The following is a 12,282-nucleotide window of genomic DNA, read 5'->3' on the forward strand; positions in this document are numbered from 1 at the left end:
TTTGCCGAAATATTGGGCAAAGAAATAAACCATTAAAAATCAATAGCTTGAATTATCAAAACCCTGTCAAGCAGATTTCAGCACCGCCTGGACAACGGGAAACCGGACTCTGTGCATAAGTCAAGCCCCCGCAGCCATGAATGCATCCTTACTTTCGTAATAAACGGCTATGGGCATGGACGGTATCGACCAGCACCGACACGTTTTCCGGCGGTGTGTACTGCGAGATGCCGTGGCCCAGATTGAACACATGGCCGGTATTGCCTGGACCGAAACTGTCGAGCACTTTCTTCGCCTCGGCGGCCACCGTTTCCGGCGTACCGAACAGCACGTTCGGGTCGATGTTGCCCTGCAGGGTCACCTGGTCGCCGACCCGGCGCCGGGCTTCGCCGATATCGATCGTCCAGTCGAGGCCGACCGCGTCGCAGCCGATCGCCGCGATCTTCTCCAGCCACAGGCCGCCGTTCTTGGTGAACACGATGCTCGGGATGCGCTGACCGTCCTTTTCCTTCTTCAGGCCGGCGACGATGCGCTGCATGTAGGCCAGCGAGAACTCCTGGTAGGCTGCAGCCGACAGCGAGCCGCCCCAGGTATCGAAGATCATCACCGCCTGGGCGCCGCAGTCGATCTGTGCGTTCAGGTAGCTGGTCACCGCATCGGCGGTCACCGCCAGGATCTTGTGCAGCAGGTCGGGCCGGCTGTACATCATGCCCTTGATGTGGCGGAAGTCGGACGAGCCCTGTCCTTCGATCATGTAGCAGGCAAGCGTATACGGGCTGCCGGAGAAGCCGATCAGCGGCACCGAGTTGTCGAGTGCGCGACGGATTTCGGAGACGGCATCCATGACGTAGCCGAGATGCTCGTAGGGATCCGGCGCGCTCAGGTTGTTGATCGCCCATTCCTCGCGCAGCGGGCGCTCGAACTTCGGTCCCTCGCCTTCGGCGAAATACAGGCCGAGGCCCATCGCATCGGGCACGGTGAGGATGTCGGAAAACAGGATCGCAGCGTCGAGATCGTAGCGGGCGAGCGGCTGCAGCGTCACCTCGCAGGCCAGCGACGGGGTCTTGCACAGGTTCAGGAAGTTGCCGGCCCGCTTGCGGGTTTCGCAGTATTCGGGGAGATAACGACCGGCCTGACGCATCAGCCACAGCGGGGTGTAATCGGTGGGCTCCTTCAGCAGGGCACGCAGGAAGGTATCGTTCTTGGGTCGGCTCACGGTCAACTCCGCCAGAAATCGGAAAAGGGAGATTATCCGGGATTCCTCGGGGAAGGTCACGGCTGGGAAAGGGTTTTGCGGCGTTTTTCCGCTGGCACTTCACAACGGGTTCGGCCCCATGCGCCGAACCCGGCACGTCAAGTCCGGGTCATTTCCGCCAGAACGCCGGCGTCAGCACCACCAGCAAGGTGAATATCTCCAGACGCCCGAGCAGCATGGCAAAGATGCAGACCCAGGTCTGGAAATCCTCGAGCACCGAGTAGTTGGATGCCGGCCCGACCAGCCCCAGCCCCGGTCCGGTGTTGTTGATGCTGGCGACGACGGCCGAAAAGGCGGTGACGATGTCCAGCCCGGTGAAGGCCAGCAGCAGCGTCATGCTGACGATGGCAACCATGTAAACGAAACCGAAGGCCAGCACGGCAAACAGCACCGATTGCGGCGCCACGGCACCGCCCAGACGGACGTTATAGACGGCCGACGGGTGCATCGCACGGACCAGTTCGCGGTAAACCTGCTTGTAGAGCAGCAGCGCCCGCATCATCTTGATGCCGCCGCCGGTGGAACCGGCGCTGGTTGCGAAACTGCACAGGAAAAGCATCCACAGTGCGGCAAACATCGGCCACTGGCCATAGTCGGAAATCGAGTAGCCGGTGGTCGTCGCCACCGAGACGACGTTGAACATCGCGTGCCGGAAAGCGGTGTCCATATCGTCGAAACTGCCTTCCTTCCAGATGTAATTGGCGATCACGAAGCCGGAAACGAGCAGGATGCCGACAAACCAGCCGGCTTCCGGATCGCGGCCGTAGGGCAGCAGCGAACGGCCGGTCAGGGCGAGAAAGTGCGTCGCGTAGTTGATGCCGGAGAACAGCATGAAGGCGAAGCAGATCCATTCGATGGTCGGCGAAGCGAAGTAACCCAGGCTGGCATCGTGCGTCGAAAATCCACCGAGCGACACCGTGGTGAAGGCATGGCAGACGGCGTCGAACCCGCTCATGCCGGCCCAGTGGTAGGCCAATGCGCAGAGGCCGGTCATCGCCACGTAGATCAGCCACAACCCCTTGGCGGTCTGCGTCACGCGCGGCGTCAGCCGGTTGTCCTTCATCGGCCCGGGCACTTCGGTCTGCAGCATCTGCCGGCCGCCGATGCCAAGCATCGGCATGATGGCGACGGCGAGCACGATCAGCCCCATGCCGCCCATCCACTGCATCAGGCAACGCCACAGGTTGATCGACTTCGGCAGTTGATCGAGGCCGGCAATGATCGTCGCCCCGCTTGCGGTCAACGCCGATACCGCCTCGAAATAGGCGTCGGTATGCGTCATGCCGAGCTGGATCATGAACGGCAGCGCGGAAAACGCGGGCAGTACGGTCCACACCAGCACGACCAGCAAAAAGCCGTCGCGCACGTTCAGTTCGCGCCGGCAGTGACGGTAGCGGTACCACAGGAAAGTGCCGCTCAGCACGGTCAGCAGGAACACTTCGTCGTACACCCACTCCGCGCCATCGCTGGTCAGATGGGAGACGAGAATGGGCGCCGTCAGGGTCAGCCCGAACAGCATCAAAAGCAGGCCGAGCGCGCGGTAGACCGGAGCGAAGCGGGTCATCGCCGGTTTCTCAAAGGAAATGGAAGCCGACCTGGAACAGCTTCTCGACCTTCTTGACCAGTTTCTTGCGGGTACAGAAGATGATCACGTGGTCTTCCGGCTCGATCACCGTGTCGTGGTGGGCAATGACCACTTCGCCGTAGCGGGTGATCGCCGTCCAGTCATCGGTCTGCCCGACCACCATCGCCCGGTCGAAATTGCGCACCAGCGCGGCAACGGTGACGCCGTGCGGCCAATCGACCTCATCGATGCGCCGGCCGACCACCTTGGACGTGTTGCGGTCGCCGTGGGCGACGATTTCCAGCGCTTCGGCGGCACCGCGCCGCAGCGAATGGACTTCGGTGACATCGCCCTGACGGACATAAGCGAGCAGGGTGCCGATCGATACCTGGGCCGGCGAGATGCCGATGTCGATCGGGCCGCCTTCGATCATCTCGGCATAGGCCCGCCGGTTGATCAGCGCGACGACACGGTTGCAGCCCAGCCGCTTGGCCAGACTGCCGGCCATGATGTTGTCTTCATCGTCATTGGTCAGCGCCAGGAAGAGGTCCATTTCGGCGATGTTTTCCTGCTCGAGCAGTTCCTCGTCAGTGGCGTCGCCGAGCAGGACCAGCGTCTGATTCAGGGCGTTGGCGAGCAGTTCGGCGCGCTCGCGGCGACCTTCGATGAGCTTGATCTCGTAATGCTTCTCCAGCGCCGTGGCCAGGCGCAGGCCGATGTTGCCGCCGCCGGCGATCATGATCCGTTCGACGCGGTTCATCATCCGCCGCAACTGCCGCAATACCGGCCGGATATGTTCGGCCGCCGCCAGCAGGAACACTTCGTCGCCGGCCTCGACCACCGTCTCGCCATCGGGGAAAACCGGCTGGTTGCCGCGGAAGATCGCGGCAATGCGGGCATCGGTTTCCGGCGGCAGGAAATCGCGCATCTCGCGGATCGGCTTACCGACCAGCAAGCCGCCCTCGTAAGCGCGTACCGCCACCAGGCTGACCCGGCCGCGGGCGAAGTTGAGGACCTGCAAGGCCTCCGGGAACTCGATCAGGCGACTGATGTAATCGGTGATCACCTGCTCGGGGCACAGCGCGAAATCGACGGCGAACTGTTCCGGCGACAGCAGGCTTTCGTCTTCGAGAAAATCGCGCGAGCGCAACCGGGCGATACGCGTCGGGATATTGAACACACCGTGCGCCAGCTTGCAGGCCACCAGGTTGGACTGGTCGCTCTGGGTCAGCGCAATCACCATGTCGGCATCGTCGGCGCCGGCCCGGCGCAGGATCGACGGGGTCGCCGCATCGCCGACCACCGTGCGCAGATCGAGACGATCCTGCAGATGGGCCAGCCGCGCCGCGTCCTGATCGACGATGGTGATGTCGTTTTCCTCCGATACCAGCCCCTCGGCCACGCTGGCGCCCACCTGCCCGGCGCCCAGAATGATGACCTTCATTTCTCCCCCTTCCCGACGACCGTTCAGTCGTCGTTGCGCTTGCCGATCTTGATGTCGAGCTGCTTCAGCTTGCGGTACAGATGCGTCCGTTCAAGGCCGGAACGCTCGGCCAGGCGCGTCATGTTGCCAGACTCCAGCCGCAGGTGATGTTCGAAATAGAGCTTCTCGAACGCATCCCGGGCCTCGCGCAGCGGCTGGTCGAACAGCGGCAGCAGCGACTGGCCGACGCCGTCCATTTCACTGTCCGCCGGCATCACGCGGCTCACGTCGTCGCCGCCGATCTCCTCGTCCAGCGCGGTCAGCGCCAGATTGCGCACCAACGCGTGAAGCACGTTCCAAGCGCTGTCGGCGTGGTTTTTCCAGGGCAGCGTACGCAACGCGTTGAGCGCCGCCGTCGAGAAACGACGGACCGGGACTTCGCCGCGCTCGACGAAATTGCCGAGCAGCAAGCCGGCGATTTCCGGCAGATCGTCGACATGGGCGGCCAACGGCGGCATGCCGACCCAGATTTCCCCCAGCCGGCCCAGCAGCTTGCTGTCCCAGCCCTGCTCGGCGAGTGTCGACAAAGGCTGGGCGACGGCCGCCACCAGTTGCAGATTGAGCTTGTCGGCGCGGTCGACCGCAAAAGCCAGGTTCATTTGCTGCATCTTGCCGAGCGCCGCCAGGTCGGGCACGAACAGGATGCCGTTGCCGATTTTTTCCAGCGCTTCCTGGGTCAGCGCGCTGCTGGTCACCGACAGGTCCAGCCAGGGCGCGCGCGGCGGCAGCAAGGTCCGGGCGACGATTTCGGCCATGCCGCCGGTCGCTCCCTTGAGCAGGACCAGCGACGCCTTGGCCGCTGCCTGTTCGAGGCGGCGACGGAATTCCTTGATGAAGTTCAGCCGCGAAAAGGCCTCCAGCGTCAGCGGCGGCCGCTGCAGCGGCGTGTCGTGCTTGAGCGCCTTCTGCACCGTTGCCAGCAATTTCTGCAGTGCGATCGGCTTCTCGAGGAAATCGAAGGCACCGAAACGGGTGGCTTCGACCGCGGTGTCGATCGTGCCGTGCCCGGACATCATCACCACCGGCATCGTCAGATGGCCGCCGGCGTGCCACTCCTTGAGCAGCGAGATGCCATCGGTGTCCGGCATCCAGATGTCGAGCAGGACCAGATCGGGGCGCAGTTCCGCCCGCACCTTGCGGGCCGCCGCCGCGTGCTCGGCGAGACGGACGTCGTAACCCTCGTCGATCAGGATTTCCGACAGCAGTTCGCGAATGCCGACTTCGTCGTCAACGACCAGAATGATGGCCATGCCTGGGTTCCTCCTCCCTGACCAGGGGCAGGCGGATCTCGATCCAGGCGCCGCCCTCCGGTGCATTGCTGATTTCGATGCTGCCCTGATGTTCGTCGACGATCTTTTTGACGATGGGCAATCCCAGCCCGGTTCCCCGGGCCTTGGTAGTGACATAAGGTTCGAAGATGCGCGGCAGCAGATCGACCGGGAAACCCGGGCCATTATCGGCAATGCGCAGCCGCGCGTTGCGCCGGCCGGCTTCGGTCGTGATTTCGATCTGCCCGTCGTCGCGCCCGTCCAGCGCATCTTCGGCGTTGCGCAGCAGATTGTGGATGATCTGCCGCAACTGCGTCGCGTCGCCGACGACCGGCGGCAGGTGCTCGGCCAGCCGACAGTCGATCCGCGCCGTGGAACTTTCATACAGGCCGAGGACTTCGCCGACCAGTGCATTGAGGTCGAGCGGCGCCAGTTCGGGGACCGGCAGCCGCGCGTAGTCGCGGAAATCGTCGACCATGCGCTTCATCGCCTGCACCTGGTTGATGATGGTCTGCGTGCCGCGTGCCAGCATGTCGGCATCGCCATTGACCAGCTTGTCGGCCAGCTTGAACTGCAGCCGTTCGGCGGACAGCTGGATCGGCGTCAGCGGGTTCTTGATTTCGTGCGCCAGCCGGCGCGCCACCTCGCCCCAGGCTGCGCTGCGCTGGGCGGCGATCAGCCGGGTCACGTCGTCGAACACCACCACGTCGCCACCGCTCGCCTCCGGCAACCGGGATCCGCGCAACAGCAGGACCTGCGGCATGCCGTTCGCCCGCTCCAGTTCGAGTTGCGCCTGCCATTCGTTTTCGTCGGCAGCGGCGAAATGCTCGCGGATGAATTCGCCCAGCGCATGCTGGCGCGGCCAGGCCGCAGGGTCGACGCCGATCAGCCCGGAAAAATCGTCATCGAGGATGGTCAGCGCGCTTTCGTTGACCGTGCGCAACACGAAACGACGGTCGAAGACCAGCACCCCGGCCGACAGGTTGGCGAGAATCGACTCAAGATAACCACGCGCCGATTCGAGTTCGCTGCGGTGCCGCTCGGTCTCGCGGCGGGCATCGTCGAGTTGACGGGTCATCCGGTTGAAGGACTGGGTCAGGACACCGAGTTCGTCACCGCTGTAAACCGCCTGGCGCGGCGAGAAGTCGCCCTGCGCAACAGCCTGCGTCCCTTCGGCCAGGATGTAGAGCGGCGCCGCCAGCCGACGGGCCATCAGGTAGGCCAGCGCAAAGGCGCCGAACAGCGCGACCAGCACGGTCAACGTCAGCGTCAGCGCATAAATGCGGGTCAGTCCGTCGCGCGCCAGCTGGAGTTCCTGATAGTCGCGATAGACGTCCTGCACCGCATCGGCATCCGCCGCCAGGTTGCCGGGCACCGCCTGGGTGACGAGCAGGATGCGCGGCTCTTCGAACAACAGGCGCGAATTGACCGGTACCAGCACACGCAAGGTCAGGTGCTCGCCATCGCCGTCGATGCTGTTTACCCCCAGCGATGCCCTCGCCTGCCGCAATTCGCTCTGGGTCGGCAATTCGGGCAGGGGATTGCCAAGGTCACCGGTGGCACTGGTCAGCAACTGGCCACCGACCGAGAATAATGCCGCGCTCTGCACGCCCTTTTCCTCACGCAGCCGGAACAGCGCGGAGCGCCGTCCGGGATCGCCGACATCGGACAGTTCGATGGCCATGTCGCGGGCCTTTTCCGCCAGGTCTTCCTGCAGCGAATCGAGGACCGAACGACCCAGGTGCAAGCCCGACTCCAGCGCCTTTTCGACCCGCACGTCGAACCAGCTCTCGATCGATCGGGTGACGAACTGGACCGACACGCCATAGACCAGCGCGCCCGGCAGTACGGCGATGACACCGAACATCAGCATCAGGCGCAGCTTGAGCCGGGCACCGAAGACCTGGGCCCGGTAATCCCGCCACAGCGAGCGCAACTGCCAGCCGACCAATGCCAGCATGGCAATCGCCAGCCCGATGTTGAGCACGATCAGCAAGGGGTAATTGCGCGAGAAGACCACGGTATCCGCAGCCGTGGACATCAACAGCAGGAACCACAGGATGCCCCCGATGGTGGCAGCCAGCGCGCCCCCGGCAGCGACGAAACGCTTCACTTGGCCTCCGGCAGTGGCAAGTTCACCCGCCAGCGCTTCCAGTCGGACGACAGGTTCCACTCCTTGCTGCCCAACGCACTGATCTGGAATGGGCGCGGCAGCTGGGTGATGTCCAGGCGCAGCCGCAAGGCGGCGTCGTAGCCGTCGGCGGTCATGAGGCCGCGCTCGTTCTTGTCGATCACCGGCCAGCCGCGCAACCGCGACAGCATGCGCAAGGCTTCGCCCAGCGTGTCGAAGGACTGGTGCAGACCGCCGGTACTCAAGCGGTACTGGCGCGTCAATGCATGATAGGAAAGCCGGTAAGTCCGGCTGGTCGAAGCGATCTGCTGATCCAGCCAGTACCAGCGTTCGCGTTCGAGCACGAATTCGGCCACGAAGTACAGCGTGACCCCGCGATTGACCGCTTCTTCGAGGCGCGGACTGAGTTCGAAACGAAAATCGGCCGACAGCGCGTAGCCGTCGTCTGCTGCCTGAAGCTGCGGGTCGAGAATCTCGATTTCTGCGGTCCACGCCAGGCCCGGCAAGAAAACCAGCAGCACCAGCATTCGCCGTAGAAGATCAAGCATGCTTTTCGAGGAGACAGTAATAGAAGCCATCGTGGTCGACATCGGGCAGCAGCTGTTCCTCGTGCAGCCGGCGAGCTTGCAACTGCTCGGCGAGGAAGCGCCCGATCTGCAGTCCGTTTTCCTCCGGAAATACCGAACAGGTCGCGTAGAGCAGTTTACCGCCCGGCCGCAGGACCTGCCACAGGGCGTCGAGAATGCGCCGCTGGGCGCCGGCAAACGAGGCGATATCGGCTTCCCGGCGCAACCATTTGGCGTCCGGATTTCGCCGCACGACGCCGCTGGCGGTGCACGGCACATCGGCCAACACCGCGTCGAAGCTGCGTCCGTCCCACCAGTGGTCGAGACGCGTGCAATCGGCCGCCTTCACCTCCGCCGTCAGATGCAGACGAGCCAGACCATCGCTGATCCGGCGACAGCGCGCCGGTTTCAGATCGAGTGCCAGCAGATCGAGCGCGTTGCGCTCGAGCAGATGCGCCGTCTTGCCGCCGGGTGCTGCACAGGCATCGAGCACGCGACTGCCGGCGGCCGGGGCCAGCAACTCGGCGGCACGCTGCGCGCCCGGATCCTGCACCGACACGTCACCGGCGAAGAAGCCGGGGAGACGGTCGACCGGTACCGGCTGTCCCAGCGCCAGTCCGTCCTCACCTACGGCGCGGGCAACGATGCCGGCAGCGGCCAGTCGCTCGCCGTAAACATCGCGGGCCACTCGTTGGCGGTTAACCCGCAGCCCCATCGGCGGCGGCTGGTTACCGGCGGCCACGATGGCCGGCCATTGCGCCGGATAAGCTGCCTGCAAGCGCGAAAGCCACCAGGCCGGATGCTGTGCCGAAGCCACCGGATCGTCGGCCAGCGCGGCCAGCAGTTCGTCCTGGCGGCGCAGGAAGCTGCGCAGCACGCCATTGACCAGGCCGCGGAATTTTCCGCGCAGGATATCGCCGGCCGCCGACACCGCCTGGTCGACCACGGTATGCACGGCATCCGGCCGGGTTTCCAGGCGATACAACGCGACCAGAAGCAAGGCGCGCACCTCGTCGACCGCCAGCGGCCGCTCGAGCAGCCGCGACAGCAGGAAATCGCCACGACCGCAGGCGCGCAGGCTGCCATAGACCAGATCCTGAACGGCCGGCCGGGCGCCGCTGTCCACACGGCTCAACAAGCCGTCGGCCAGACTCTGGCCGGCGAACACGGCAGCATCGATGCGGGCCGCCTCGCGCAAAGCGTAGGCGAGTGAATTGGAAGGAAGACGCGACATGGGAAGGGATTATCGCACGGGGCATAATGCCGCCCATGTTTCGAATGCTGCTCGCACTCATCTTCCTGACTTCCGCGTTTCCGGCGCTCGCCTGGAATGCGGCCGGCCATCGGCTCAGCGCGGTGATCGCCTGGCAGTACATGGCGCCGGCCACCCGGGCCTTCGTCGCCGACAGCCTGCGTCTACACCCGGATCACGCCGAATGGGCCAACCGCGCCGGTGCCGCGGACACTGCGCTGATCCTGGCCGAAGCGTCGACCTGGCCCGACCGCATCCGCCACGACACCCGGTTCCACGACGAACGCCGCGAACCGCCTGCCCTGCCGGTGGCCGGCCTGTTCGACCAGGCGCGCCATGTCGACTGGCACTACGTCGACTTTCACGACGACGGCCGACGCGGCAAGGGCAATATCGACCGGGCGCTGGCCGGGCTCGTCGAAACCCTGCGGTCGACCGGGAATCCGGCCGAAATTGCCTGGGCCCTGCCCTGGCTCGTTCACCTGGTCGGCGACCTGCATCAGCCGATGCATGTCGGCCGTGCCGAGGACGCCGGTGGCAATGACGTGCTGGTCGAGGACAGCACGTCGCCGAAAAAGCCCTTCGTCAAACTGCACGCCTGGTGGGATGAACTGCCCGGCCGCAGCGACCTGCGCGGCAAACGCCTGAACAAGCGCGCTGGACAACTGCTGCTGTCGCAGACCGCGGCCAGCCCGGCGTTCGACATCGACCATTGGCGCGACGAGACGCACGCCCTGCTGGCTGGCGCCTATCCGCTGCAGCAAGGAAGTGTCAGCCTGCTGATCGATGCGGATTTCCGCCGCCGAGCCGAGTCGACCGCAGCAGAACGGATCGTCAGCGCCGGCCTACGGCTCGGCCGGTTGCTCGACGACATCGTGCGTCATCGCGTTTCACGTGGAACAGCGCCATGAACGGACTGCACCTGATCGCCGATCTGTACGACTGCCGTTGCCGGACCAGCTTCCTGCTCGACGCCGCCGGCCTGGAAAGCTATTGCGTCGATGCCAGCCGCCGCCACGGCCTGAGCGTGGTCGGTCGGCTGTTCCACGCCTTCACCGACGAAGCCGGACAAGCCGCCGGCGTCACCGGTACCGTCGTGCTGGCCGAATCGCACCTGGCGGTACACACCTGGCCAGAGCGCCAATCGGTCACCCTGGATGTTTACGTCTGCAATTTCAGCGACGACAACAGCCAACGCGCCGAAGCGCTGTTCGCCGAAGTCTGCGCGGCGTTCCAGCCGCAGCATCGGGAAATCCGCCGGGTGACGCGCGGCCTGCCCGGCGTCTGATCAGACGTCGAAACGCTGGCCGACCTGCAGCGGATGGCCGGCCAGGAACTGCTGCACCGGCAAACGCTTGCCGCCGGCCTTCTGCAGTTCACTGACGGCAAGCGCCCCGTCGCCGCAGCAAATCAGGATTTCCTTGCGGTCGACCGCAAGAATCTGCCCAATTTCTCCTGAGGTAGCGTCGGCAACCGGCCGGGCCGCCCACAGCTTGACCGTCTGCCCGCCAAACATCGCCTGAGCCCCGGGAAAAGGATTGAAGGCACGGATATGCCGATCGATCTCCGCCGCACTTTTCGACCAATCGATCAACGCTTCGGCCTTCTCGATCTTGTGCGCGTAAGTCACGCCATCGGCGGGCTGCACCTCGGCCGGCAGCGGAAGCCCGGCCAGCGCATCGACAATCAAGCGCGCGCCGCAGGCCGCCAGCTTGTCGTGCAGGCTGGCCGTGGTGTCGTCGCCGGCGATCGGAAAAGCCTCGCGCATCAGCACCGGCCCGGTATCCAGTCCGGCTTCCATCTGCATGATGCAGACACCAGTCTGCGCATCGCCGGCCAGCAAGGCCCGCTGGATCGGCGCCGCGCCTCGCCAGCGCGGCAACAGCGACGCATGAATGTTCAAGCAACCGAAAGCCGGCAGATCGAGCACCGCCTGCGGCAGGATCAGACCGTAAGCCGCCACCACCATCGCCTCGGCACCGATCGCAGCCAGACGGGCCTGCGCCTCGGGATCCTTCAGCGTCGTCGGCTGAAACACCTCGATTCCGTGCGCCAAAGCCACCTGCTTGACCGCCGACGGCTGCAGATTCATGCCGCGCCCGGCCGGGCGATCCGGCTGGGTCAGCACCAATGCCACTTCATGCCCGGCGGCGGCGATCGCCGCCAGCGCCTGTGCCGCAAACGCCGGCGTCCCCGCGAAGATCAGCTTCATGCGGTAACGCGCGCCTGCTTCGCCAGCTTGCTCTTGATCCGCCCCTGCTTCAGCTGCGACAGATGGTCGACAAACACCTTGCCGTTCAGATGATCGATTTCATGCTGGATGCAGACCGCCAGCAGGCCTTCGGCCTCGAGCACCTGCGCCCGGCCGTCGAGATCCAGATAGCGCACCGAAACACGCTCGGCCCGCTCGACCTTGTCGTAGATGCCGGGAACCGACAAGCATCCCTCTTCGCCGAGCGCGCTGCCGTCGCAAGCGACGATTTCCGGATTGACGAAAACACGCAGCTGGTTTTTCTCTTCCGACACATCGATCACCACCACGCGCCGATGCACATCGACCTGGGTCGCGGCCAGGCCGATACCCGGCGCCTCGTACATGGTTTCGGCCATGTCGGCGGCCAGGCGACGAATGCCGTCGTCAATTTTCGTCACCGGAGCGGCAACTTTCTTCAGACGCGGGTCGGGAAAACGCAAAATGGGTAACAGGGACATCGTGATAGCGGAATAAAAGCTTGCTTGCGCAAGTGATTACATGCAGAATCT

At 64.6% G+C, this 12,282-nt stretch carries 11 protein-coding genes; 2 read left to right on the plus strand and 9 right to left on the minus strand.

Translation table 11 applies throughout. The features are described from left to right. Positions 1-148: 148 nt before the first annotated feature. The 7 genes from hemE to rsmB form a co-directional block, all read right to left on the minus strand. Positions 149-1,216, minus strand: coding sequence for a uroporphyrinogen decarboxylase (gene hemE, locus L0962_RS01740; RefSeq protein ID WP_234083127.1), 1,068 nt, complete (start codon positions 1,214-1,216; stop codon positions 149-151). Positions 1,217-1,364: 148 nt separating this feature from the next. Then, positions 1,365-2,819, minus strand: coding sequence for a TrkH family potassium uptake protein (locus L0962_RS01745; protein WP_234083128.1), 1,455 nt, complete (start codon positions 2,817-2,819; stop codon positions 1,365-1,367). A 10-nt stretch (positions 2,820-2,829) separates the two neighbouring features. Beyond that, a complete protein-coding gene (trkA, locus tag L0962_RS01750) occupies positions 2,830-4,263 on the minus strand; it encodes a Trk system potassium transporter TrkA (RefSeq protein WP_234083130.1) in 1,434 nt (477 codons plus the stop codon). A gap of 23 nt (positions 4,264-4,286) precedes the next feature. Then, positions 4,287-5,552, minus strand: a complete 1,266-nt coding sequence (locus L0962_RS01755; RefSeq protein ID WP_234083132.1) for a sigma-54 dependent transcriptional regulator — start codon at positions 5,550-5,552, stop codon at positions 4,287-4,289. After that, positions 5,530-7,683: an ATP-binding protein gene (locus L0962_RS01760; protein ID WP_367398004.1), complete on the minus strand. Its 2,154-nt coding sequence runs from the start codon at positions 7,681-7,683 to the stop codon at positions 5,530-5,532. The genes L0962_RS01755 and L0962_RS01760 overlap by 23 nt, the downstream gene beginning before the upstream one ends. Further along, the gene (locus tag L0962_RS01765; RefSeq protein WP_234083134.1) at positions 7,680-8,249 is read right to left on the minus strand and encodes a DUF4390 domain-containing protein; all 570 of its coding nucleotides are present in this window, start codon (positions 8,247-8,249) and stop codon (positions 7,680-7,682) included. The genes L0962_RS01760 and L0962_RS01765 overlap by 4 nt, the downstream gene beginning before the upstream one ends. Beyond that, the gene (gene rsmB / locus L0962_RS01770) at positions 8,242-9,501 is read right to left on the minus strand and encodes a 16S rRNA (cytosine(967)-C(5))-methyltransferase RsmB (protein WP_234083135.1); all 1,260 of its coding nucleotides are present in this window, start codon (positions 9,499-9,501) and stop codon (positions 8,242-8,244) included. The genes L0962_RS01765 and rsmB overlap by 8 nt, the downstream gene beginning before the upstream one ends. Positions 9,502-9,545: 44 nt before the next feature. On the opposite strand from rsmB, the gene L0962_RS01775 reads away from it, so the two are divergent. After that, entirely contained in the window at positions 9,546-10,430 is an 885-nt protein-coding gene (locus L0962_RS01775; RefSeq protein WP_234083137.1) for a S1/P1 nuclease, read from the plus strand. Next, a complete protein-coding gene (speD, locus tag L0962_RS01780; RefSeq protein WP_234083140.1) occupies positions 10,427-10,807 on the plus strand; it encodes an adenosylmethionine decarboxylase in 381 nt (126 codons plus the stop codon). Before L0962_RS01775 ends, speD begins: the two co-directional genes overlap by 4 nt. On the opposite strand, the gene fmt is transcribed toward speD, so the two are convergent. Both fmt and def read right to left on the minus strand, forming a co-directional pair. Next, entirely contained in the window at positions 10,808-11,731 is a 924-nt protein-coding gene (fmt, locus tag L0962_RS01785; RefSeq protein WP_234083142.1) for a methionyl-tRNA formyltransferase, read from the minus strand. Beyond that, positions 11,728-12,231, minus strand: a complete 504-nt coding sequence (gene def / locus L0962_RS01790; RefSeq protein ID WP_234083144.1) for a peptide deformylase — start codon at positions 12,229-12,231, stop codon at positions 11,728-11,730. Before def ends, fmt begins: the two co-directional genes overlap by 4 nt. Between the last annotated feature and the right edge of the window lie 51 nt (positions 12,232-12,282).

It is taken from the genome of Azonexus sp. R2A61, assembly GCF_021401135.1.
Taxonomy (GTDB): domain Bacteria; phylum Pseudomonadota; class Gammaproteobacteria; order Burkholderiales; family Rhodocyclaceae; genus Azonexus.

What these genes read in the sequence shown, in the direction of transcription:
- L0962_RS01745 (WP_234083128.1), bottom strand. Translation starts at nt 2,819, where the DNA reads ATGACCCGCTTCGCTCCGGTCTACCGCGCGCTCGGCCTGCTTTTGATG.
- trkA (WP_234083130.1), bottom strand. Translation starts at nt 4,263, where the DNA reads ATGAAGGTCATCATTCTGGGCGCCGGGCAGGTGGGCGCCAGCGTGGCC.
- L0962_RS01755 (WP_234083132.1), bottom strand. Translation starts at nt 5,552, where the DNA reads ATGGCCATCATTCTGGTCGTTGACGACGAAGTCGGCATTCGCGAACTG.
- L0962_RS01765 (WP_234083134.1), bottom strand. Translation starts at nt 8,249, where the DNA reads ATGCTTGATCTTCTACGGCGAATGCTGGTGCTGCTGGTTTTCTTGCCG.
- rsmB (WP_234083135.1), bottom strand. Translation starts at nt 9,501, where the DNA reads ATGTCGCGTCTTCCTTCCAATTCACTCGCCTACGCTTTGCGCGAGGCG.
- L0962_RS01775 (WP_234083137.1), top strand. Translation starts at nt 9,546, where the DNA reads ATGCTGCTCGCACTCATCTTCCTGACTTCCGCGTTTCCGGCGCTCGCC.
- speD (WP_234083140.1), top strand. Translation starts at nt 10,427, where the DNA reads ATGAACGGACTGCACCTGATCGCCGATCTGTACGACTGCCGTTGCCGG.
- fmt (WP_234083142.1), bottom strand. Translation starts at nt 11,731, where the DNA reads ATGAAGCTGATCTTCGCGGGGACGCCGGCGTTTGCGGCACAGGCGCTG.
- def (WP_234083144.1), bottom strand. Translation starts at nt 12,231, where the DNA reads ATGTCCCTGTTACCCATTTTGCGTTTTCCCGACCCGCGTCTGAAGAAA.